The sequence below is a fragment of the Brevundimonas sp. genome (genome assembly GCF_046295775.1).
In the GTDB taxonomy this organism is placed as follows: Bacteria; Pseudomonadota; Alphaproteobacteria; order Caulobacterales; family Caulobacteraceae; genus Brevundimonas.
On the sequence record NZ_JBKBML010000005.1, the window covers coordinates 115,035 to 135,476 of the forward strand.

Genomic DNA, 20,442 nt, shown 5'->3' on the forward strand with positions numbered 1-20,442 from the left:
TCGTCGTTCCGGCAGGCGTTGTTCGCCCGCGGCCAGCATGCCCAACCTGCCCTAATGCTCCGTCAACACGCCGTGCCGACGGCCTCGGCCACGCTGGCGAAACCCTCGGCGCGCAGGCGTTTGGCGAGGTCCGCGTTGATCCGCCGCACCAGTCCCGGGCCGGCGTAGACAAGGGCGGAATATAACTGCACGGCCGAGGCCCCCATGCCCAGGCGCGTCAGCGCCTCCTGCCCGCTGTCGATCCCGCCGGCCGAGATCAGCGGCAGTCGGCCCTGCGCGGCCTCGACGGCGGCGGCCAGGGCGCGACGTGCGATCGGTTTCAGCGGCGCGCCCGACAGGCCCCCGCTCTCCGCGCGCTGGGGCGAGGTCAGCTCAGCCGGCCGCTCCAGCGTCGTGTTCGACACGATCAGGCCGTCGATGCCCCAGGCCAGGGCCGCCTCGACGATTAGGCCGATCTCGTCGGCGGTCAGGTCCGGCGCGATCTTAAGGAAAACCGGCTGCGGTCCCCGCGCCTCCGCCACCCGGCCCAGCAGATCGTCCAGCGCCTCGCGCCCTTGCAGGGCGCGCAGGCCGGGCGTGTTGGGCGAAGAGACGTTGACCGTGAAATAGTCGGCCAGGCCCGCCAGACGCTTTAGGCCGGCGACGTAGTCGGCCGCCTTGTCCTCGGTGTCTTTGTTGGCCCCCAGATTGGCGCCGACGATCACGCCCAGCGGCCGGCGGCTCAGCCGTGCGGCGAAGGCCTCCAGGCCGCGGTTGTTGAAGCCCATGCGGTTGATGACCGCGCCGTCCTCGCTCAGCCGGAACAGCCGGGGCTTGGGATTGCCCTCCTGCGGCCGGGGCGTGACCGAGCCGCACTCCACGAAGCCGAACCCCAGCCGGCCCAGGCCGCCGATGGCCTCACCGTCCTTGTCCAGGCCAGCAGCCAGCCCGACGGGCGAGGGCAGCTGCAGCCCCGCCAGGCCGGTCGCCAAGATCGGGTCCGGCTTGGCGCTTGACGCCCCCGGCAGCAGCGCCAGACCCCGCACGGCGGCGCGGTGCGCCGTCTCGGGGTCGACCCGACGCAGCAGGTCGGTTCCCAGGTCCAGCAGGCTCACGCCGGTTCGCCCCAGATGATCTCGCCGTCCACGACCTCGGCCGCCCGCGCCTGCGTCACTGCCGTCAGCGGCAGGTCGGCGAACAGATGCGGGAACAGGGCGCCGCCGCGCGACGCCTCCCACTTCAGCGCCTCGCCCAGCAGCGTCAGATCCACGGTCAGGATCACCAGGTCGCGTCGGCCGGCGTAATGGCGTCGTGCGGTCTCGGCCAGTTGGTCGGCGGTCGACATATGGATGTAGCCGTCGGCCCGATCGACCTCGGACCCGCCATAGGCGCCGGCGGCCTTAAAAGCCGCCCAGTCTTCACGGCCCATGATCTTGAAGGCCTCGGTCTCGCTCACGCCGCGCCTCCGCCCAGGTCGCGCGGGGTCAGGAAGCCCTCGCAGGTCGGCCGTCCCGCCGCGTCGACCGAGAAGATGGCCGCCGCGCCGGTCGGGAATCCGGCCAGCCGCTCGATCATGGCCGGCGAGGCCGCGCCCTCGATCAGATACTCGTGCGCCAGCAGATGCACCCCCGGATTGTGCGCCAGGATCAGCAGGCAGCCGGCCTCTTCCTCCGCGGCCTCGACGTGGCGGCGCAGGGTCTCGCTCTCGGCGTTGTACAGGGCCGGCTCGATCCGCACCTCGACATCGCCCAGCGCCTCGTGCGCGGCGTCCCAACTCTGGCGCGTGCGCACGGCCGAGGAGACGATGGCCAGGTCCGGCTTCAGACCGCGTTCGGCCAGGGCGCGGCCCATCAGGGCGGCGTCGGCCAGGCCTTGAGGCGACAGGGGGCGGGCGCGGTCGCCGCCGTCTCCGCCGGAGGCTTCGGCGTGGGCGTGACGCATCAGGATCAGTCGGTGCATGGGCCCCGCTTAGAGCGAAATCGCTTCAGATGCGATCGCATCTGAAGCCAGATATTCGCTCCACTCATGATTCCGGACCATTGATCTGGCTTCGGATCGATTCAATCCGAAGCGATAATGGTCGAATGCCGTTCGCGCGCGCTATCCAGCGCCCCTCTGGTCGCGGGCGACAGGACCGGCGCCGACAGGGCAGGCCTGGCCTGGGCGGAAGGCCGAATGCGGGCGTAGGCCTGACGCGTCGCCTCCAGCAGGATCACGCCCGACGCGCCGGGCGCGACGCGGCGTCCCACCTGCTCGAAGGTCTCGGCGAACCGCAACAGCGGCGACCAGGGCGGGGCGTACAGGGTTTGGGACCAGGCGGTCGGCTCCAGCCCGGCGGCGCGCACCAGCTTTTCCAGCTGCCCGCGTGTGAAGGGCCGGCCGTGGCCGAAGGGCGTGTTCTCCGACCGCGCCCAGAAGCCGCCGCGCGCCGCCGCCGCCAGTATGATCCGCCCCGCAGGGGCCAGGGCGCGGACGGCCTCGTTCAGCAGAGCCGTGGCGTCGTCGGCCTCTTCCAGAGCGTGGATCAGGAGGATGCGGTCGAAGGACCCGGCCGGGAAGGGCAGGCGGCGGTCGTCGACCAGCAGGGTGCGGTTTCGCCCGACGCCCGGCCAGGCCTCGACCCCCTGGCCCGAGGGCATGGCGGCGACGATGCGGCGCGCGCCGACGAAAGCGTCTAGCCATGGGGTGGCGTAGCCTATGCCCAGCACGTCACAGCTCGGCGCCTCGCCCCAGGCCTCGGCCAGGCGTCGCGCCAGCATGCGTCGCGCCAGCGCGCCGGCCGGCTCGCCGTAGAAGGCCCGCAACTCGTCGATGGAGCGCCGCATGGCCGTCAGTATAGGCCCGATGCGACCCGGCCTGCTAGGATGCGCGCATGACTCTGGATGTGCGCCTGTTTCCCTGCCTGTCGGACAACTACGGCTTTCTGATCCGCGACGCCGACACAGGTCGGGTGGCGGCGGTCGACGCGCCGGACCCAGACGCGATCCTGGCCGATCTGGAGGCTAGCGGCTGGGGCCGGCTGGACATGATTCTGAACACCCACTGGCACCCCGACCACACAGCCGGCAACGAACGGCTGAAGGCCGAAACCGGCTGCGAGATCGTCGGTCCCGAGGAGGTCCGTCGCGCCGCGCCGCTGGATCGCGTCGTGGCGGGCGGGGACGTTGTCGAATTGGGCGCGACGCGCTTTGAGGTGACCGACGCGCCCGGCCACACCCTGGGCCATGTGGTCTATCGCTCTCAGGCGGATCGGGCCGCCTTCGTGGGCGACGTGCTGTTCGCCCTGGGATGCGGCCGACTGTTCGAAGGCACGCCCGAGCAGATGTGGACCAGCCTGCAGATCCTCGCGGCCTGGCCGGACGAGACGGTGGTGTGGTGTGCACACGAATACACCGCGTCGAACGCCCGGTTCGCCCTGAGCTTGGACGACAGCGCGGCGATGCAAGCACACGCCGAGGCCATCTTCGCGGCGCGGGAGCGGGGCCAGCCGACGGTGCCGACGACGATCGCGGTGGAGAAGCGCCTCAACCCCTTCCTCAGGGCTCGCGATGTGCAAGAGTTCGCCGCCCGGCGCGCCGCCAAGGATGCGTTCAGGCGCTGATCAGTCGGCGAAGGCTTCGATGATCCGCGCCGACGACGGCTTGCCCGCCGCGCCGCGCGAGGGGTCGGTCGTCACGCGCAGTTCGCCGTTGCTGTAGGTCACGTTCGCGCGATTGCCCTCGACGATGGTGATGACCCGCAGCCGCGACAGCCGGCTCCGCGCCGTGACCGAGCGCGCCATGCGCAGCACGGCGTCCGTGGTCACCATCAGCGCATCGACGGCCAGGGCCTCCGAGCGATCGCCCGACAGGTTCACCTGCACCAGATGTCCCAGCGCCTCGTTGAGCATGGCGGACCGACGCAGCATCAGGCTGTGCAGCTGGAACGGGCCGAGCGCTGGCGGTTCAAGGCTCTCGCCTGGACCGACCATGGACACCGGCGAGCCTTGGGGCGCGCGTGGCCCGTACAGGGTCATGCCGCCGTCGGGCGTTACCCGCAGAACCAGCTGTCCGGCGTCGTTGCGATACAGCACGTCGCCGCGCGGCGCGGCCGAGGAACGCAGCGCCCACGTCTCGAGGCTGCGGTCGAACCGCAGCAGCGACGTCGAGCCCGAGCGATCGAGGATGAAAGTCTGGCCGTTCTCGGCCGTGTACCGTCCGACCGGAGGCAGGTTGCGGCTGAAGAACCGGTCCCGCAGCGAGCGGCTCTGCTGGGCCTGGGCGTTCGATTCCTGTTGCGCATGGGCCGGAGCCGGGGCGAGCGCCAGCCCGCCGACGATGACGACGAACGCCATCGCGGCCCAGAACGACGTCGACGCCGACCTGTGCAAGCCCCGGATAATCATGATCGACTTGGTGAAACTCCCGCGCGGCGGATTTTGGGCGGGAGCGAGCTTAACCGACCAGGTATTGACCACCGTTCAATGACAGGGTGCAGCCTGTGACATATCCGGCACGCTCGCCCGACAGCCAGGACACCATGTCGGCGATTTCCTCGCCTTTCCCGAGCCTTCCGACAGGGATCTGAGCGATGATGCCGGCCAGGACCTTCTCATCCATGGCCCCCACCATTTCGGTGTCGATGTAGCCGGGCGCGATGCAGTTTACGGTCACGCCCTTGCGCGCGTTCTCCAACGCCAGCGCCTTGGTGAAGCCGATCATGCCGGCCTTGGCGGCGGAATAGTTGGTCTGGCCGATCTGACCCTTCTGGCCGTTGATCGAGGAGATGTTGACGATGCGGCCGAAGCCGCGGTCACGCATGCCGCCGATGACCTGGCGGGTCATGTTGAAGACCGAGTCCATGTTCACGCGGATGACGTCGGACCACTGGTCGTGGGTCATCTTGTGAAAGAAGCCGTCGCGGGTGATGCCGGCGTTGTTGATCAGCACGTCGATGGGGCCGAGCTGAGCCTCGACCTCGCGCACGGCGCGCTCGCAGTCCTCGAACGAGCCGACGTTGCCTTTGACCACCATGACGCCCAGTTCCCGGGCCGTGGCCTCGGCCGCCTCGGCGTTGCCGGAATAGCCGGCGGCGACCGCCATGCCGTCCTCCTTGAGGCGCTGAACGATCGCCTTGCCGATGCCGCGCGTTCCGCCGGTGACGAGGGCCACTCGTGCCATGGTGCTTCCTTTTCCCGCTAGAGCCGCGTCTGACGCGCGGCCTTCGTCTTAAGACTTAGACCGGGGAAGGGTTCGGCCTCAACCGTCCAGGCGCGACATGTCAATGACGAAGCGATAGCGGACGTCGGACTTCTCCAGCCGCGCATAGGCTTCGTTGATCTGATCGGGCGCGATGACCTCGATGTCGCAGGCGATGTCGTTGGCGGCGCAGAAGTCCAGCATCTCCTGGGTTTCGCGGATGCCGCCGATCAGGCTGCCGGCGACGCTGCGGCGACGCCACAACAGGGGCATGGCGAACACCGGCAGGCCCTCGGTGGTCAGTCCCAGCATGACCATGGTCCCGTCCTTGGCCAGCAGGTTCAGATGGCCGGCGATCTCGTGGGTGGCCGAGACGGTGTTGATGATCAGGTCGAACTTCTCGGCCGCCGCCTGCATGGCCGCCTTGTCGGAGTTGATCAGGAAATGCTTGGCGCCCATGCGCTCGGCGTCGGCCTTCTTGCGGTCCGAGGTCGACAGCACGGTGACCTCGGCGCCCATGGCCGCGGCCTGTTTGACCGCCATGTGGCCCAGCCCGCCCAGGCCGACCACGGCGACCTTGGAGCCCGGCCGCACCTTCCAGTGACGCAGTGGCGAATAGGTGGTGATGCCCGCGCACAGCAGGGGCGCGGCGGCGTCCAGCGGCAGGCTGTCGGGGATGCGCAGCACATAGTTTTGATCCACCACGATGGCGCTGGAATAGCCGCCCTGGGTGATGGTCTGGCCGACGGCCGCGCCCTTGGGGTCGGCCGACCCATAGGTCTGCGTCATGCCCGGAACGCAGTATTGCTCTTCGCCTTCCTGGCAGGGGCGGCACTGGCGGCAGCTGTCGACCATGCAGCCGACGCCGACGCGGTCGCCGACCTTGAAGCGGCTGACGTTCTCTCCGACCGCGGTGACCACACCCGCGATCTCGTGACCCGGCACGATGGGATAGCGGGTGCCGCCCAGGTCGTTCTTCACGATGTGAAGGTCTGAATGGCAGATGCCGGCGAACTGAATCTCGATCGCCACGTCGTCCGCGCCCGGATCACGCCGGTCGAAGCTGTACGGCGTCAGCGGCTTGTCGGCGGCGGTGGCGGCGAAGGCGCGGGTGGCGATGGGCATGAACGAGCCTTTCGAAGGTGTCGTTTCAGACTGTCAGCCGGAAAAATCAGGGTCTGACAAGTCTGAATAGTGTGAAATCGGATGCGCCGGACGCTGATCCTGATCCCGCCCGATGTCGCGAGCGGTCCTTTGGTCAGGTTGGCATGTAACGGGCCAAGCGCAAGCGCCGGGCAAAGGTTTCATCCCTCTCCCGATGGGAGAGGGCTTGAGCGCACGGCGGCGCAGCCGTCGTCCTGGCGCGAAAGGGTGAGGGGGCGGCCGTCGGCCGACGGTGATCGCCGCCCCTCATCCGACCCCTTCGGGGCCACCTTCTCCCATTGGGAGAAGGCTACTTCGACAGCCGCTCGATCAACGCCTGGGCGGCGGCGGGATTGCGCACTTTGGCGCCCGAGATGAAGTAGGCGAACACCTCGCCGCGCCTGGCCCAGTCGCGGGCGCGCGTGGCGACGGCGTTCAGTTCGGGGTCCGTCAGGCCGGCGGGCTCGTCCTCCCGGCTGGACATCAGGCGGGCATATCTAAAGTCAGACGTCTTCTGATCGATGCGCGGCCATTCCGGGGCCTCGTCGTCCTCGGCATAGACGATGGCGCAGCCGTATTTCGCCGCCAGATCATAGAACTGCTGGGTGTCGAAAGAGGCGTTGCGCACCTCCAGGGCATGGCGCAGCCGCAGACCGTCCTTCTCTGTCGGCAACAGCTTCAGGAAGCCCTCAAAATCCTCGGCGTCGAACGTCTTCGTCGCCATGAACTGCCAGTTGATCGGCCCCAGCTTGTCGCCCAGCGCCGTCAGCCCCTGGTCCAGGAAGCGGTCAAAGCTATCCTTGCCCTCGCTCAGCACCTTGCGGTTGGTGCAGTAGCGGCTGGCCTTGACCGAAAAGACGAAGCCGTCGGGCGTCTCGTCACGCCACTTCATCCAGCTGTCGGGCTTGAAGGTGGAATAGTAGGTGCCGTTGATTTCGATGGAGGTCAGGGCCCGGCTGGCGAACTCCAGTTCGCGCTTCTGCACCAGGCCCTCGGGATAGAAGACCCTGCGCCAGGGTTCGAACGTCCAGCCACCGACGCCGATGTGAATGGGGTGGGTCATGTTGAACTCCTCCGTTCGTCAATCGCAGGAAACGGGAAGGTCTGACAACGGACCCTATGCAGAAGGGGATTGTCCAGGCGTGGATCGGTTGGCCATCGGACCGAGGTGGGCTAGCGTCCATCCTCCAGAGCCGAAGCGGGAGAACTCTCGCACGGCGCCATTATGCGATTGGCCACAATGCTGGCGATGCTTGCGTCCATGATTCTTCTGGTCGTTTCCGGGCCGCAGGAAAGTTCGGTGCGCTGTGAAAAGGTGGCTGACACCTTCCACCTTTCCGGGCGTATCGATGCAGAGTTGAACACCTGTGTTCAGGCCAACTTCGGCCAGGGCGTTTCGGAGATCATCGTCGACAGTCCCGGAGGCAATGCCGACGAAGCCCTGCTGATCGCTGAGCGGCTAGCAGGTGAGCAGTTCACCTTGAGGGTTCGAGGCCGGTGCAGCAGCGGATGCGCGAATCTGTTTCTGCCGCTTGCCAAGCGCGTGGTGGTCGAGCCCGGTTCCTATGTCGCCCTCCATGGCACGCTCGATCCGCAGCAGATTCAGAGAGAAGCTGTCGCGCCAAGAGATCGCATCATAGCGCAGGGCCTGCGCGACAATCCCCACTTGGACAGGGCCGTTCTCGAGAGAAACTACGACGCGGAGACGGCCAAGAACGTCGCCCTCATGGAGCGAATGAACGCGTTCACCGAGCGCAATCGCATTCCGAGGGGGTGGCTGTTCTACCGAGAGCCGCGCGACCGAGGCCTAGGCAGACATGTCGCCGGCAGACTGCGCAATCGGAACCCCGACTATGTGCTGGTCGAAGAAGCGCTGATGCGCAGTTGCCTGCCGCATATTCAGATCGATCCTTACCAGGATGGGTTGGAGGCGACGTTCATCAACAATCGGGATCGCTTTCAATCATTCCAGCGCGCGGGCGGCGCCAGATCAGGAGACCTGGTCTGCAGGTTCGAGGCCGACTGAGAACGCTCACCCGCTCAGAGCGGCCTCGATGCCGGCCAGGAGGGTGGCGGCGGTGATGGGCTTGGGCAGGTGGAGGTCGGCGCCGGCTTCGTGAGCCTGGATGCGGTGGGCCGTCATGGCGTTGGCGCTGAGCATGATGATCGGCGTCGGCTGAGCGCCGTTGCGGGCTTCAAGCGCGCGCAGGGCGCGGGTGGCGCTCAGGCCGTCCATGACGGGCATCTGCATGTCCATCAGCACTACGTCGAAGCGAGCGGCTGCGAACGCCTCCAGCGCCTGGGCGCCGTCCGCGACGGTGACCACCTCGGCCTGCTGGGTGGCCAGGATCAGCTGGACCACGCGCTGGTTGGTGGGGTGGTCCTCGGCCAGCAGCACGCGCAGCGGGGCCAGCGACGGTTCGCGCACGCGCGCGGGCCGCTCGGGGGCGGCCTCGGCGCGCGCCAGGGGCAGTTCGACCCGGAAGCGGCTGCCCTGGCCGGGCGTGGACTCCGCCGAGATCACCCCGCCCATCAAGCTGGTCAGGGCGTGGCAGATCGACAAGCCCAGGCCCGTGCCGCCGAACCGGCGCGTGATGCTGGCGTCGGCCTGACTGAAGCGCTGGAACAGGCGCGCGGCGTGTTCTGCGTCAAAGCCGACGCCGGTGTCGGCCACCTCGAATGTCAGCAGCGCCTGACCGTCGGCGGCCTCGGCCACCGCGATCTCGACGCTGACCGAGCCCTGGGCCGTGAACTTCACCGCATTGGACAGCAGATTTCCGAACACCTGGCGCATGCGGGTGCTGTCGCCGACGAAGCGGCCGTGCGCCGAGGCGTCACGTCGGATGTGGAAGGCCACCGCCTTGTCCTCGGCGCGAAGGCGCGCGAGGTCCAGCGGCGCCAGCAGCGCCTCGTCCAGGTCGAAGGCGCGGGCTTCGATGTCCAGCCGACCCGCCTCGATCTTTGAGACGTCCAGAATGTCCGAGACCAGACGTTCCAGCATCTCGCCCGAGCTGCGCACCAGATCGACCATCTCGGCCTGGTCGGGCGACAGGGTCGTGCGTGACAGGGCGTCGACGATGCCGATGACGCCGTTCAGAGGCGTGCGGATCTCGTGGCTCATATTGGCCAGGAAGTCGGACTTGGCGCGGTTGGCGGCCTCGGCCTCGCGCTTGGCCTCGATCAGGGCCTGTTCGTCGGCCAGCCGCTGGGTCACGTCGCGCGCCACGGCGTAGATGCGGTCGCCGGTCCGCTGGGCTCGCCACTCCACCGTGACATAGCCGCCGTCGCGGCGTCGGTAGCGGTTGATGCAGCCGGGCACCGGCAGGCCAAGCCCGCGCTCCTCGACCTCGACCACCGAAAGCAGGGTGTGGGGCATGTCTTCGGGATGGACGAATGACAGGATGCGCTGGCCGACCAGCTCCTCCGGACTCCAGCCAAGATTGCGCCAGGACTCGCTGGCCTTGACGATGCGGCCCTCCATGTCGCGGATGATCAGCAGGTCCAGCGAGACCTCGAAAAAGCGATCGATGTCATCGACGGGCGCTGGGGCGACGCAGGCGTTCATGGGGATCCTCGGAGGAACCCAAGCCGATACCGCGCGACCGTTAAGGTCCGATTTTCACCGCCGATCTGCGACGTTAGTTCGCAGGCGTCAGGCTGGATGTCGCGCCGGGCGCGTCTTGCGTCGCCGGCGCGGCGGTAGGCAGCACGACTTCGACGCGGCGGTTGCGCTGGCGGCCGGCTTCGTCGTCCGAGCCATCGGCGGCGGCGTTCGGGGCCACCGGGCGCTGTTCGCCCAGACCGATGGTGCGCAAGCGGCCCTCGGGCGCGCCTTGTTCGACCAGATAAGCCTTCACCGCGTCGGCGCGAGCGCGCGACAAACGCAGATTGTAGGCGTCATCACCGCGCGAGTCCGTGTGGCCCTCGATAGTGATCGTCCCCGTGCCCCCATCCGCCTGAATCAGGCGCGCCAAAGTGTCGAGCGCGCCGCGGCCCTCGGCCCGAATGGTCGACTGGTCGAAATCGAAGGTCACGTCCGACGGCAGGGAGACGACCGAGCCGCGGTCCGTCTGAACTGCGCCGAGTTCGGTCTTGAGCGCCTCCACGACCTGAAGGTTGCTGGACGCCTGACCGCCGGCTCCCAGCTGTGAGCCGCCGCCTGTCGCGGGCGCAAGCCGAGAGGCTGTATTGGGCCGCATTCCCGACAGGCCGCTGGTGTCGGGCAGGCCGCGCGCACCCCGCGCGCCGTCCAGCGACAGCACCGTCTCGAAGCGGGGGGCGCTGGTGTAGACGTTGTCCGCGCCGGAATGCTGGTTCACGACCAGAGTGGCGCGTTCTCCGCGCGGCAGGGCGCCCGAAAACAGCAGGGCGGCGTCTATGGTGCGGCCGGCCGGAACCTCCAGGGCGTTGTTGGCGGGCGGCGCGGCCAGAAACAGCTTTTCGCCAGCGTCGGTCAGCAGATAGGTGTTCTCTCGTCCGCCGTTTAGCTGAATGTCGCGTGTGCGGCCGTTCATCACGCGAGCCCTCACCAAGGTCGCCTCTCCGCCGGCAGCCACCGACTGAATTTGGAGCACCACCCCGCCGGGATGAGCGATCTGGATGTCCTGCGGGGCGCCATCGCTAGCGCCGCCGCCACTGCCGCAGGCCGCAAGGGCCAGGGCGCCTGCGGCTGTCAGAGGGGCGAGGCGGATCATTGGCCTGTCGCCTGTAGCGGCAGGTCGATGCGGAAGCCGGGCTGGTTGGTGTGCTGATTGTCGGTCTGGGCGTTCTCGTTCAGCACGAGAATCGCGCTCTGGCCCGCGGGCAGCCGCCCCAGGAACACCAGTTCGCCCTCCAGCGTCTGGCCGGCCTGGATGGCGAGGCGTGCATTATTGGCGGGCGGCGACAGATAGATGCGCTCGCCGCTGTCGACGACGATGTAGCCGTCGCGATTGTTGTTGAAGCGGTTCAGCTGGACTTCGCGGTCGCGCCCGTTGATCACGCGTACGCCGACGACCGTCTCCGTCGGCCGGGACTGCAGCGAGGTCAGTTGCAGCACGACGCCGTTCGGGTGAGCCACCTGAATGTCCAGCGACGAGGATTGGCCGCCGTTCCAGAGGTTTGCGGTGTTGGCCGCGGGCGTCGCGGGGGTCGCGACGCCGGGCGCGTTGGTCGGTGCTGCGGTGGTTTCGGCGGGGGCGGGATCCTGGCCGCAGGCGGCGAGCGCCAATGAGGCGACGGACAAAAGGGCGAACGGACGAGCCTTGAGCATCTGGACCTCGCGGAACCGTGACGGTTGATCGCTTTCGAACGCCGGACCGGCGATCCCGTTCAATCTTCAGTAGGCGAAGTCGCGGTACATCCGCTCCACGTCGCCGCCCCAGTCACCGTGATAAAGGTCCAGCAGACGCTCGGCGGGCGTGACGCCGGAATCGGCGATGTCTTCCAATTCCGACAGATAGCCGCGCTCGTCGACCATGCCGCCCGAGAAGCGCGCGCGATTCTTCAGGCCCTGGCGGGCGATGGCGACCATGTCGACGGCGATGTCTCGCACCGAACGGCCGGCGACCTCGGCCTTCAGGCCCAGGCGGGTCACGTCGCGGCGCAGGCGTTCGTGATCGGCGATGTCCCAGTTTTTGCAGAGGTCCCAGGCCGCGGCGAGCGAGGGCGCGTCGTACAGCACGCCGGCCCACAGGGCGGGAAGCGCGCAGATTCGGCTCCACGGACCACCGTCGGCGCCGCGCATCTCCAGATAGGATTTCAGCCGCACCTCGGGGAACAGGGTGGTGAGGTGGTCCTCCCAGTCCTTCTTGGTTGGGCGGTCGCCAGGCAGGGCCGGCAGGCGGCCGTCCATGAAGTCGCGGAACGACTGGCCCGAGGCGTCGACGTAGCGGCCCTCTCGCTTGGCGAAATACATGGGCGTGTCCAGCGCATAGTCGACGTAGCGCTCGAAGCCGAAGCCGTCCTGGAAGACGAAGTCGATCATGCCGGTGCGGTCGGGGTCGGTGTCGGTCCAGACGTTGGCGCGCGCCGACAGGAAGCCGTTGGGCCGGCCCTCGGTGAAGGGCGAGCAGGCGAACAGGGCGGTGGCGATCGGCTGCAGCGCCAGCGAGGTGCGGAACTTGGCCACCATGTCGGCCTCGCTGTCGAAGTCGAGGTTGGCCTGGATGGTGCAGGTGCGCAGCATCATGTCCAGGCCCAGCGACCCGACCTTGGGCATGTAGGCGCGCATGATGTCATAGCGGCCCTTGGGCATGACGGGGATGTCCTCGCGCCGCCACATCGGGTCGAAGCCGGCGCCCAGGAAGCCCAGGCCCAGCTGATCGGCCACCTGCTTGACCTCCATCAGATGCTGGCCGGTCTCGTTGCAGATGTCGTGAATGTCCCTCAGCGGCGCGCCGGACAGTTCGAACTGACCGCCAGGCTCCAGGCTGATCGAGGCCGAATAGCCCTCGGCGTTGGGCCGCTCCAGGGCGATGACGTGGCCGGCCTCCTCGACGGGCGTCCAGCCGAAACGGGTCAGGCCGTCCAGCATGGCGCGGATGCCGTTCTCGCCCTCATAGGCCGGGCGGCGCAGGGTCGAGCGGTCGAAGCCGAACTTCTCGTGCTCGGCGCCGATGCGCCACTGGTCCTTGGGCTTGATCCCCTTGGACAGAGCGCCGATCAGGTCGGAGCGGGTAAGCGGCGCGGTCATGGGGCGGTCCTGTCGATCCCGGCGGGATCCCGTGGCGGCTAGATGGGCGGGAATGCGGCGCCGCTCAAGTGGGATCGTGCCGGCGCGGGTGCGGTGTGGGCAGGAAGCGGGTCATGACCGTGACGAAGAAGGCGACCGACCACCCCATCAAAAGCGTGCCGTTGACCCCCTCGATCGCGCCGAACAGCCGCCAGTCCGGATCGACCGCCGTATCGGTGTAGCCGATGGTGGCGTAGCTGATGGTCGAGAAATAGACCGCGTCGCGCAGCTCCGCGATGGCGCCCACCATCATGAAGACCGCGGCGTACAGCCAGATTTCGACAGCGTGCAGAGCCATGAGGCCCAGAGCCAGGGCGCTGGCGGTCAGGGCGCCTTCGAAGCTGAGGGGATTTATGCGCTGCTCGCTCCGTCTCCGTTCGCGATGCGCCAGCAGCCGGGCGAGCACCAGCAGACCGGCCCCGTGCACGCTGACGGTGGCGAGCACCATGACGGTGGCGATCAGAAGCTCTAGACCCATGGCGAGACACTGCGCCGCCGCCGGCCGCGCCGCAATCGGGAGCGGCCGGCGAACCGATCAAGGCTGTGGCTGGGCTGGAGCGGGCGCGGCTGCGTTAGGCGCAACCCGCCAGATGGTGTTGGAAAGGTCGTCGGCCACGAACAGCGCACGGCTGCGCGGATCGAACAGGACGCCGACCGGCCGGCCGCGCGCGTTGCCGTCCTTCCAGAAGCCGGTCAGGAAATCGATCGGTTGCCCGACCGGACGGCCGTTCTGGAAAGCCACGAAGGCGACCTTGAAGCCCGACGGATCCTGCCGATTCCAGCTGCCGTGCTCGCCGATGAAGGCGCCCTGGCTGAACTGGCCGCCGAAACCACCGTCCACCGCAAAGTGCAGCCCCAGCGCCGCGACGTGATTGCCCAGGGCGTAGTCCGGCGTCAGCGCGCGCTCGACGAGTTCGGGCTTCTGCTTCTGCGGTGCGATATGCGGATCAGGGTTCTTGCCCCAATAGCTGTAGGGCCAACCGTAGAAGCCGCCGTCCTGAACCGCCGTCAGATAGTCCGGCACCAACTGCGGGCCCAGTTCGTCGCGTTCGTTGACGACCGACCACAGCTGGCTGGTCGTCGGCTCGATGGCGAGCGCGGTCGGGTTGCGGATGCCGGTGGCGATGGTGCGCCGAGCGCCGGTCTGGCGGTCGATCTCCCACACGACGGCGCGTTCTTCCTCCACGGCCATGCCGCGTTCGCCGACGTTGGAGTTGGACCCGATGCCGACATACAGGAACCGGCCGTCGGCGCTGGCCGTCATCGCCTTGGTCCAATGGTGGTTCAGCTGCGACGGCAGCTTGGTCAGCTCTTCGCCCGGCGCCGTGATCTGGGTCTGGCCTTCCTGATAGGGGAAGCGCAGCACGGCGTCCTGGGCGGCGACGTAGAGATTGCCGTCCACGAAGGCCAGGCCGTAGGGCGCGTTCAGATCGTCGATCAGGACCGATCGGCTCTCGAACTGGCCGTCGCCGTCGGCGTCGCGCAACAGGGTGATGCGGTCACCGCTGTCCACCTGAGTGTTGCCCTGCTTCTTGATGAAGCCGGCGATGACGTCCTTGGGCCGAAGCGCCGGCGCGCCGCCGCCGCGGCCTTCGGCGACTAGAAGATCTCCGTTGGGCAGCATCAGCATCTGGCGCGGGATCAAAAGGTCGCTGGCGATGGCGGTGACCGTGAAGCCTGCCGGCGCCGTCGGCATCTCACCGTCCCAGGCGGCGGGCAGCGAAATCTTCATGGCCGGCAGCAGGCCTTGGCTGACGCTCGGCAACTGGGGCTGGGCGCCGGTTTCGGTCAGATTGGGGTCGCTCTGGACTCCGCAGGCGGAAAGCAGGGCGGCCAGCGAGGCGACGGTGATCAGACGCTTCATCACAGCACCTCCGAACGAACGGCCGGGCGGGCATAGAGCATCCAGCCGGCGACAAGAGCGAGCAGGGCGGTGATGATCGACAGGACCAGGCCTAGCGTGCCCACCGAGCTCCAGGCGTCGCCGCTGTGCTGGAAGGCGTTGATCAGACCGACGATCAACATGGCGACGACCACGCCGAGATAGACCAGAGCTCCGGTCAGGCCCCCGCGACGGCGCGCCAGAAATGCGTCGACGATGGCCCACAGAATGACCAGTCCGCCGAACACCAGACCGGCGGCGTTCAGCCAGGCCGAGAAGTTCGTCCACTGCATCTCACCGGTGTTCAGATAGGTGATGTCGGTGGCGACCGTGCCGGTGAACAGCGCCACGGGAAAGGCCAGCAAAAGCCCGTGCAAGGGCGTCAGCCCCGCTGATCTGTAATATCCTCGCGTCGGCATTGCGCACGCCTCCCCTGAAACCTCGCCAGCCCGGCGACCCTGGACCAATCCCCAAGGCCCGGTTCGGTTTCATTGATCGGCGTGCGTCAGCGTCGCAGTTGGCGGATCAGCGCGCCCAGTCGCCGGCGGAGGCCTGCCACAAAGTCATGGCGGCGATGGCGGCGGTGTCGGCCCGCAGGATGCGCGGACCCAGCGAGATGGCGGTGGCGTAGGGCAGGGCGCGCAGGCGCTCGCCTTCTTCAGGCGAGAAGCCGCCTTCGGGACCGATGAGGATGGACCAGGGTTCACGGGGCGCGTCCGGCAGGGCGCGGATAGCCGGCGCGCCGCCGGTCTCGTCGCAGAACATCAACCGGCGGCCGGGTTCCCAGGCGGACAGCAGCGCGTCCAGCTTCACCGGTTCGTGGATTTCGGGCACGTCCAGACGCCCGGTCTGTTCGGCGGCCTCCTCGGCGATGGCGTCCAGCCGGTCCAGCCGCAGACGGTCGGCGTTGGTGCGCTGGGTGACGACAAGGCGCACGCGGCGCGCGCCCAGCTCGGCCGCCTTTTCGACGATGGTCTCGACGCGGGCCTTTTTCACGACGGCGACGATCAGGTCGAGGTCAGGACCGAACGTCTGCGGTCGCGCCTGTTCCTCGGCGCGCAGGATGACGCCCTTCTTGAGGACCTCGGCCACCGAGGCGCGCCATTCGCCGTCCTTGCCGTTGAAGACCAGCAGGTCGTCGCCAGCCTTCAGGCGCATGACCTGGGTCAGATAGCGCGACTGATCGAGCGTCGGCGCCAGCGCGGCGCCCGGCGACAGGGGCTGAGGGACGTGAAGGCGGATCATCGGTCGTAATGGTAGCGGACCTAAAGCGAGCGCGCGATCAGCAGCTTCATGATCTCGTTGGTGCCGCCGTAGATGCGCTGGACGCGGGCGTCCTTGTAGAGCTGGGCGATCGGATACTCGTTCATGTAGCCGTAGCCGCCGTGCAGCTGCAGCATCTCGTCGATGGTCTCGCCCTGGATGTCGGTGACCCAGTATTTGGCCATCGAGGCGGTGACGGCGTCGAGCTGACCCTTGAGGTGCAGGCCGATGCAATGGTCGACGAAGACCTTGGCCACGGTCAGCTTGGTCTTGACCTCGGCCAGCTTGAACTGGGTGTTCTGGAAGTCGAGGACGCGCTTGCCGAAGGCCTTGCGCTCCTTGACATAGGCCAGGGTCTGCTCAAGGCCGCGCTCGGCGGCGGCGACGCCCTGAACGGCGATGTTCAGGCGCTCCTGGGGCAGTTGCTGCATCAGCTGGATGAAGCCCTGACCCTCGGTCCCCCCGATGATGTTCTCGCCGGGGACCTTCACGTCATTAAAGAACAGCTCGGAGGTGTCGTTGGCCTCCATGCCGATCTTGTGCAGGTTGCGGCCGCGCTCAAACCCTTCGGCCCCATCGGTCTCGACCACGATCAGCGAAGTGCCCTTAGCGCCTTCGGCCGGGTCGGTCTTGGCCACCACGATGATGAAGTTGGCCAGCTGGCCGTTGGTGATGAAGGTCTTCGACCCATTCACCACATACTGGTTGCCGGTCTTGATGGCGGTGGTCTTGACCCCTTGCAGGTCCGAGCCCGCGCCCGGCTCGGTCATGGCGATTGCGCCGACCAGTTCGCCCGACTGCAGGCGCGGCAGCCAGCGCTGCTTCTGCTCCTCGGTGCCATAGTGCCAGATGTAGGGCATCACGATCGCATTGTGCAGCGAGATGCCGAAGTGGTCCGCGCCTTTCCAGCCCAGCTGACGCATCAGTACGACCTCGTGGCGATAGTCGCCGCCGAAGCCGCCGTCTTCCTCCGGCTGGGACAGGCCCAAAAGGCCCGCCTCGCCCGCGTCGTTCCAAAGCTGGCGGGGGACGGAGGAGTCGGCGATCCACTGTTGGACCTTCTCCAGCGGCGCGTGCTCGTCGATCCATTTGGCGACGGAGTCGGAGAAGAGGGTGATCTCTTCTTCCTGCATGAAGTCGGGGTCGGGGGTGTTGAGGACGTTCATACTGATCTCCTGTCCTTCTCCCGTTGGGAGAAGGTGGCCCGCGAAGCGGGTCGGATGGGGGGCGGCGGGCGGGCTATGAAGCGCCGACCCTCACCCTTTCGCCTGAGCCGATCGCCTGCGGCGATCGGAGGCTCAAGCCCTCTCCCACCGGGAGAGGGAGGTTTCAGAACGCTTCCGCCGGCATCTGCATCAGCACGTCGGCCCCGGTCTTCAGCTTCTTCAGGTGGGCCTCGGCGTCGGGCAGGATGCGCTCGACGAAGTAGCGGCCGGTCTGCAGCTTGGCGCTGTAGAAGGGATCGGTCGAGCCGCCGTCGACGGCCTTTTGCGCCGTCACGGCCATCTGGGCCCACAGATAGGCCAGGCCGGTCAGGCCGAAGATGTTGAGGTAGTCGGTGGAGGCGGCGCCGGCGTTGTCGGGGTTCTGCATTCCGTTCTGCATCAGCCACATGGTGGCCTCCTGCAGCTTCTTCTTGGCGTCGGCCAGGCCGTCGACGAAGGGCTGGGTGGTTTCGTTTCCGCCGTTCTCGGACACAAAGGCGCCGATGTCGGCAAACCAGCTCATGATGGCCCGGCCGCCCTTGGCCGGCAGCTTGCGCCCCACCAGGTCCAGCGCCTGGATGCCGTTGGTGCCTTCGTAGATCATGGTGATGCGCGCATCGCGCAGATACTGCGAGGCCGGGAAGTGTTCGGTGTAGCCCGAGCCGCCGTGCACCTGCATCGCCAGCGACGCGGCGTGGAAGCCCTTGTCGGTCAGATAGGCCTTCAGCACCGGGGTGATCAGACCCATGTAGTCCTGGGCCTTCGCAGCGGTGGCCTCGTCAGAGGACTTCTGCAGATCGGCCTGCAGCGCGGTCCACAGTATGAAGGCGCGGCCGCCTTCGACGAAGGCCTTGGCCTCCAGCAGCATGCGGCGCACGTCAGGGTGGACCATGATCGGGTCGGCCGGACCTTCCGGGTTCTTCGGACCGGTCAGGGCGCGGCCCTGCAGGCGGTCATTGGCGAACTCGACTGCGGCCTGATAGGCGGCGTCGCCGATGGCCAGGCCCTGCAGGCCGGTGCCCAGGCGGGCCTCGTTCATGACCACGAACATGTTGTTCATGCCCCGACCTTCCTCGCCGATCAGCCAGCCCTTGGCGCCCTCGTAGGCCATGACGCAGGTGGCGTTGCCGTGGATGCCCATCTTGTGCTCGAGCCCGGCGCACTGGACGCCGTTGCGCTCGCCGATCGAACCGTCCTCGTTGACCAGGAACTTCGGCACCACGAACAGCGACAGGCCCTTGATGCCCGGAACGGCGCCTTCGACGCGGGCCAGCACGGTGTGAATGATGTTGTCGGCGAAGTCGTGCTCGCCGGCCGAAATCCAGATCTTCTGGCCGGTGATCGAATAGCTGCCGTCGCCGTTCGGCACAGCCTTGGTGCGCACCATGCCCAGGTCGGTGCCGCACTGGGGTTCGGTCAGGTTCATGGTGCCGGTCCATTCGCCGGTCGCCATCTTGGGCAGGTACTTGTCCTTGATCTCGTCGGACGCCGAGGCCTCAATGCCGTGGAAGGCGCCGGCCGTCAGGCCGGGGTACATCGAAAACGCCGCCGAGGCGCCCGCGGTGAACTGGCCGACCGCCATGGAGACGATGGCCGGCAGGCCCTGGCCGCCGTATTTCGGATCGAAGGCCAGGCTGGTCCAGCCCGCCTCGACCATCTGATGATAAGCCTCTTTCCAGCCCTTGGGCGTGGTGACGACGTCGCCGTCGATCTTGCAGCCTTCCTGGTCGCCGGTGCGGTTGATCGGAGCGATGACCTCGTCGGCGAACTTGCCGCCTTCCTCCAGCACCTGGTCGATCAGGTCGCGCGACAGATCGGCGCCCTCCAGGTGGTTGGCGTAGCGCTCGACCTCCAGCACGTCGTTCAGGATGAAGGTCAGGTCCCGGACGGGCGACTTGTAGGCCATGGCTCAGGCTCTCGCTTTGAAGGGCTGGAAGGGGGTGTCGCTGTTCAGCCGCTCGTGCAGCAGAATGGCGTATTCGTCGGCGCCGGGCAGCAGGTCGGGGCGGTGCTCGCCCAGCTTGCGCTCCATCACGGCGCAAGCCTCCTCGGCGGTTTCGATGGCGGCGTCCAGGTCTTCGCGCTGCTGCTTGAGGGCGGCGATCTGGGCGCGATGACGACGCAGGGCGACCGCCATCTGATGGGTGTTGTGATTGTCGTGGTCGTAGAGATCCAGCATCTCCTGGATCTCCTGCAGGGAGAAGCCGATGCGCCGGCCGCGCAGGATCAGCTTCAGCCGCGCCCGGTCTCGCGCGTCATAGACCCGCGTCTGGCCCTTGCGGGCGGGGGTCAGAAGCCCCTTGTCCTCATAGAAGCGCAGCGCCCGCGCCGTGGCCCCGAACTCGCGGCACAGCTGGCGGATGGAGTAGGTGCGATGATCGTCGGCGGTCGCCATGCGTCCGTCATAACTTGACGCGCACGTAAAGGGAAGCTTTCACGCGCCATGGCTCGCAAGCACGTCAACGGACAGGGGACCGCCAAGGGCGATCTGCCGTCCAAGCTCTGTCAGGCGTGCGGCCGGCCGTTCGTCTGGCGGCGCAAGTGGGCGCGCGACTGGGAGGCGGTGAAGGTGTGTTCGGACCGGTGCCGGGCCGCCCTCAGGCGCGACGGCCCCACAGCACCGCCGCCGTCAGGCCGGCCAGGATCAGATTGACCGCCGCCAGTCCCCAATCCATCCGCAGGGCGTGCAGGCCCAGCATGAAGACCGTCAGCCCCAGCAGGCCCGCCGCCGCGATCAGCAGCACCGGGCGGCCCAGACGCCACGAGATCAGCGGCGCCAGCAGGCCGATCGCCAGGCCGACCTCGACCCCGCCCAGCATCCGCACGACGGTCTCTCCGACTTCGGCGGGCCAGTGCATCAGCGTGACCAGATTGGTCATCGACTCCGTCATCTTGGCGTAGCCGGCCGCCAGGAAGAACATCGCCAGCCACCCCTGGAAGGTCCAGAGCGCCAGGTTCTTGTAGTTGGCGCACAGGCGCAGTTGAGCGGGCGTGAGCGGGCGGGCGGCGGAGGATGAAGGGGTCATGTCGATCGATCGGCGGAAGGAAGTCAGCGGCTGTTGACTTAGCGTCCAAATACGG

At 67.7% G+C, this 20,442-nt stretch carries 23 protein-coding genes; 3 read left to right on the top strand and 20 right to left on the bottom strand.

The window, feature by feature from the left end; all coding sequences use genetic code 11:
- Positions 1 to 62: 62 nt before the first annotated feature.
- The 4 genes from ACK4I0_RS05140 to ACK4I0_RS05155 form a co-directional block, all read right to left on the bottom strand.
- Entirely contained in the window at positions 63 to 1,094 is a 1,032-nt protein-coding gene (locus tag ACK4I0_RS05140) for a quinone-dependent dihydroorotate dehydrogenase (protein WP_409608650.1), read from the bottom strand.
- Entirely contained in the window at positions 1,091 to 1,435 is a 345-nt protein-coding gene (locus ACK4I0_RS05145) for a DUF952 domain-containing protein (RefSeq protein WP_409608652.1), read from the bottom strand. The genes ACK4I0_RS05140 and ACK4I0_RS05145 overlap by 4 nt, the downstream gene beginning before the upstream one ends.
- Positions 1,432 to 1,938, bottom strand: a complete 507-nt coding sequence (locus ACK4I0_RS05150) for a SixA phosphatase family protein (RefSeq protein ID WP_409608654.1) — start codon at positions 1,936 to 1,938, stop codon at positions 1,432 to 1,434. The genes ACK4I0_RS05145 and ACK4I0_RS05150 overlap by 4 nt, the downstream gene beginning before the upstream one ends.
- 101 nt (positions 1,939 to 2,039) lie before the next feature.
- Complete coding sequence (locus ACK4I0_RS05155; protein WP_409608656.1) at positions 2,040 to 2,804, bottom strand: class I SAM-dependent methyltransferase; 765 nt, start codon at positions 2,802 to 2,804, stop codon at positions 2,040 to 2,042.
- Positions 2,805 to 2,851: 47 nt separating this feature from the next.
- On the opposite strand from ACK4I0_RS05155, the gene gloB reads away from it, so the two are divergent.
- Entirely contained in the window at positions 2,852 to 3,580 is a 729-nt protein-coding gene (gene gloB, locus ACK4I0_RS05160) for a hydroxyacylglutathione hydrolase (RefSeq protein ID WP_409608658.1), read from the top strand.
- Here the strand turns inward: gloB and ACK4I0_RS05165 are convergent, their stop codons facing one another.
- The 4 genes from ACK4I0_RS05165 to ACK4I0_RS05180 all read right to left on the bottom strand — a co-directional run bounded on the left by ACK4I0_RS05165 (position 3,581) and on the right by ACK4I0_RS05180 (position 7,362).
- Positions 3,581 to 4,312 (bottom strand): DUF4908 domain-containing protein, encoded by a 732-nt coding sequence (locus ACK4I0_RS05165; protein ID WP_409608660.1) that lies wholly within the window; start codon positions 4,310 to 4,312, stop codon positions 3,581 to 3,583.
- Positions 4,313 to 4,412: 100 nt separating this feature from the next.
- On the bottom strand, positions 4,413 to 5,138 hold the full coding sequence (phbB, locus tag ACK4I0_RS05170) for an acetoacetyl-CoA reductase (protein WP_409608662.1): 726 nt from the start codon (positions 5,136 to 5,138) through the stop codon (positions 4,413 to 4,415).
- Between the two features lie 78 nt (positions 5,139 to 5,216).
- A complete protein-coding gene (locus ACK4I0_RS05175; RefSeq protein WP_409608664.1) occupies positions 5,217 to 6,281 on the bottom strand; it encodes an NAD(P)-dependent alcohol dehydrogenase in 1,065 nt (354 codons plus the stop codon).
- Between the two features lie 328 nt (positions 6,282 to 6,609).
- On the bottom strand, positions 6,610 to 7,362 hold the full coding sequence (locus tag ACK4I0_RS05180; protein WP_409608666.1) for a DUF72 domain-containing protein: 753 nt from the start codon (positions 7,360 to 7,362) through the stop codon (positions 6,610 to 6,612).
- A gap of 177 nt (positions 7,363 to 7,539) precedes the next feature.
- On the opposite strand from ACK4I0_RS05180, the gene ACK4I0_RS05185 reads away from it, so the two are divergent.
- Positions 7,540 to 8,325, top strand: coding sequence for a hypothetical protein (locus tag ACK4I0_RS05185; RefSeq protein ID WP_409608668.1), 786 nt, complete (start codon positions 7,540 to 7,542; stop codon positions 8,323 to 8,325).
- A gap of 6 nt (positions 8,326 to 8,331) precedes the next feature.
- On the opposite strand, the gene ACK4I0_RS05190 is transcribed toward ACK4I0_RS05185, so the two are convergent.
- The 11 genes from ACK4I0_RS05190 to ACK4I0_RS05240 form a co-directional block, all read right to left on the bottom strand.
- Positions 8,332 to 9,864, bottom strand: coding sequence for an ATP-binding protein (locus tag ACK4I0_RS05190; protein WP_409608670.1), 1,533 nt, complete (start codon positions 9,862 to 9,864; stop codon positions 8,332 to 8,334).
- Positions 9,865 to 9,937: 73 nt separating this feature from the next.
- A complete protein-coding gene (locus tag ACK4I0_RS05195) occupies positions 9,938 to 10,993 on the bottom strand; it encodes an OmpA family protein (protein ID WP_409608672.1) in 1,056 nt (351 codons plus the stop codon).
- Positions 10,990 to 11,550 carry a hypothetical protein gene (locus ACK4I0_RS05200; RefSeq protein WP_409608674.1) on the bottom strand — a complete coding sequence of 187 codons (561 nt, stop codon included), beginning with the start codon at positions 11,548 to 11,550 and terminating at the stop codon, positions 10,990 to 10,992. The genes ACK4I0_RS05195 and ACK4I0_RS05200 overlap by 4 nt, the downstream gene beginning before the upstream one ends.
- A 66-nt stretch (positions 11,551 to 11,616) precedes the next feature.
- The gene (locus tag ACK4I0_RS05205) at positions 11,617 to 12,972 is read right to left on the bottom strand and encodes a glutamate--cysteine ligase (protein WP_409608676.1); all 1,356 of its coding nucleotides are present in this window, start codon (positions 12,970 to 12,972) and stop codon (positions 11,617 to 11,619) included.
- Positions 12,973 to 13,036: 64 nt separating this feature from the next.
- On the bottom strand, positions 13,037 to 13,489 hold the full coding sequence (locus ACK4I0_RS05210; protein WP_409608678.1) for a potassium channel family protein: 453 nt from the start codon (positions 13,487 to 13,489) through the stop codon (positions 13,037 to 13,039).
- Between the two features lie 57 nt (positions 13,490 to 13,546).
- Entirely contained in the window at positions 13,547 to 14,875 is a 1,329-nt protein-coding gene (locus ACK4I0_RS05215) for a PQQ-dependent sugar dehydrogenase (RefSeq protein WP_409608680.1), read from the bottom strand.
- Positions 14,875 to 15,312 (bottom strand): DUF2231 domain-containing protein, encoded by a 438-nt coding sequence (locus ACK4I0_RS05220; RefSeq protein WP_409608682.1) that lies wholly within the window; start codon positions 15,310 to 15,312, stop codon positions 14,875 to 14,877. The genes ACK4I0_RS05215 and ACK4I0_RS05220 overlap by 1 nt, the downstream gene beginning before the upstream one ends.
- A 106-nt stretch (positions 15,313 to 15,418) precedes the next feature.
- Positions 15,419 to 16,138 carry a 16S rRNA (uracil(1498)-N(3))-methyltransferase gene (locus ACK4I0_RS05225; protein WP_409608684.1) on the bottom strand — a complete coding sequence of 240 codons (720 nt, stop codon included), beginning with the start codon at positions 16,136 to 16,138 and terminating at the stop codon, positions 15,419 to 15,421.
- 20 nt (positions 16,139 to 16,158) lie between these two features.
- A complete protein-coding gene (locus ACK4I0_RS05230) occupies positions 16,159 to 17,322 on the bottom strand; it encodes an acyl-CoA dehydrogenase family protein (protein WP_409608686.1) in 1,164 nt (387 codons plus the stop codon).
- Between the two features lie 163 nt (positions 17,323 to 17,485).
- Entirely contained in the window at positions 17,486 to 19,267 is a 1,782-nt protein-coding gene (locus ACK4I0_RS05235; protein WP_409608688.1) for an acyl-CoA dehydrogenase C-terminal domain-containing protein, read from the bottom strand.
- A 3-nt stretch (positions 19,268 to 19,270) separates the two neighbouring features.
- Positions 19,271 to 19,756, bottom strand: coding sequence for a MerR family transcriptional regulator (locus ACK4I0_RS05240; RefSeq protein ID WP_409608690.1), 486 nt, complete (start codon positions 19,754 to 19,756; stop codon positions 19,271 to 19,273).
- Positions 19,757 to 19,804: 48 nt separating this feature from the next.
- On the opposite strand from ACK4I0_RS05240, the gene ACK4I0_RS05245 reads away from it, so the two are divergent.
- Complete coding sequence (locus ACK4I0_RS05245) at positions 19,805 to 20,014, top strand: DUF2256 domain-containing protein (protein WP_409608692.1); 210 nt, start codon at positions 19,805 to 19,807, stop codon at positions 20,012 to 20,014.
- Here the strand turns inward: ACK4I0_RS05245 and ACK4I0_RS05250 are convergent.
- The gene (locus tag ACK4I0_RS05250; protein WP_409608694.1) at positions 19,959 to 20,387 is read right to left on the bottom strand and encodes a DoxX family protein; all 429 of its coding nucleotides are present in this window, start codon (positions 20,385 to 20,387) and stop codon (positions 19,959 to 19,961) included. The two genes, ACK4I0_RS05245 and ACK4I0_RS05250, sit on opposite strands and share 56 nt — an antisense overlap.
- Positions 20,388 to 20,442 lie beyond the last annotated feature (55 nt).

Excerpts from the sequence above, each read along its gene's own strand:
- ACK4I0_RS05215 (WP_409608680.1), bottom strand. The coding sequence starts at position 14,875 with ATGAAGCGTCTGATCACCGTCGCCTCGCTGGCCGCCCTGCTTTCCGCC.
- ACK4I0_RS05235 (WP_409608688.1), bottom strand. The coding sequence starts at position 19,267 with ATGGCCTACAAGTCGCCCGTCCGGGACCTGACCTTCATCCTGAACGAC.
- ACK4I0_RS05155 (WP_409608656.1), bottom strand. The coding sequence starts at position 2,804 with ATGCGGCGCTCCATCGACGAGTTGCGGGCCTTCTACGGCGAGCCGGCC.
- ACK4I0_RS05245 (WP_409608692.1), top strand. The coding sequence starts at position 19,805 with ATGGCTCGCAAGCACGTCAACGGACAGGGGACCGCCAAGGGCGATCTG.
- ACK4I0_RS05195 (WP_409608672.1), bottom strand. The coding sequence starts at position 10,993 with ATGATCCGCCTCGCCCCTCTGACAGCCGCAGGCGCCCTGGCCCTTGCG.
- ACK4I0_RS05220 (WP_409608682.1), bottom strand. The coding sequence starts at position 15,312 with ATGCCGACGCGAGGATATTACAGATCAGCGGGGCTGACGCCCTTGCAC.
- ACK4I0_RS05185 (WP_409608668.1), top strand. The coding sequence starts at position 7,540 with ATGCTGGCGATGCTTGCGTCCATGATTCTTCTGGTCGTTTCCGGGCCG.
- ACK4I0_RS05250 (WP_409608694.1), bottom strand. The coding sequence starts at position 20,387 with ATGACCCCTTCATCCTCCGCCGCCCGCCCGCTCACGCCCGCTCAACTG.
- ACK4I0_RS05225 (WP_409608684.1), bottom strand. The coding sequence starts at position 16,138 with ATGATCCGCCTTCACGTCCCTCAGCCCCTGTCGCCGGGCGCCGCGCTG.
- ACK4I0_RS05150 (WP_409608654.1), bottom strand. The coding sequence starts at position 1,938 with ATGCACCGACTGATCCTGATGCGTCACGCCCACGCCGAAGCCTCCGGC.
- ACK4I0_RS05210 (WP_409608678.1), bottom strand. The coding sequence starts at position 13,489 with ATGGGTCTAGAGCTTCTGATCGCCACCGTCATGGTGCTCGCCACCGTC.
- phbB (WP_409608662.1), bottom strand. The coding sequence starts at position 5,138 with ATGGCACGAGTGGCCCTCGTCACCGGCGGAACGCGCGGCATCGGCAAG.
- ACK4I0_RS05165 (WP_409608660.1), bottom strand. The coding sequence starts at position 4,312 with ATGGCGTTCGTCGTCATCGTCGGCGGGCTGGCGCTCGCCCCGGCTCCG.
- ACK4I0_RS05205 (WP_409608676.1), bottom strand. The coding sequence starts at position 12,972 with ATGACCGCGCCGCTTACCCGCTCCGACCTGATCGGCGCTCTGTCCAAG.
- ACK4I0_RS05240 (WP_409608690.1), bottom strand. The coding sequence starts at position 19,756 with ATGGCGACCGCCGACGATCATCGCACCTACTCCATCCGCCAGCTGTGC.
- ACK4I0_RS05190 (WP_409608670.1), bottom strand. The coding sequence starts at position 9,864 with ATGAACGCCTGCGTCGCCCCAGCGCCCGTCGATGACATCGATCGCTTT.
- ACK4I0_RS05180 (WP_409608666.1), bottom strand. The coding sequence starts at position 7,362 with ATGACCCACCCCATTCACATCGGCGTCGGTGGCTGGACGTTCGAACCC.
- gloB (WP_409608658.1), top strand. The coding sequence starts at position 2,852 with ATGACTCTGGATGTGCGCCTGTTTCCCTGCCTGTCGGACAACTACGGC.
- ACK4I0_RS05230 (WP_409608686.1), bottom strand. The coding sequence starts at position 17,322 with ATGAACGTCCTCAACACCCCCGACCCCGACTTCATGCAGGAAGAAGAG.
- ACK4I0_RS05175 (WP_409608664.1), bottom strand. The coding sequence starts at position 6,281 with ATGCCCATCGCCACCCGCGCCTTCGCCGCCACCGCCGCCGACAAGCCG.
- ACK4I0_RS05200 (WP_409608674.1), bottom strand. The coding sequence starts at position 11,550 with ATGCTCAAGGCTCGTCCGTTCGCCCTTTTGTCCGTCGCCTCATTGGCG.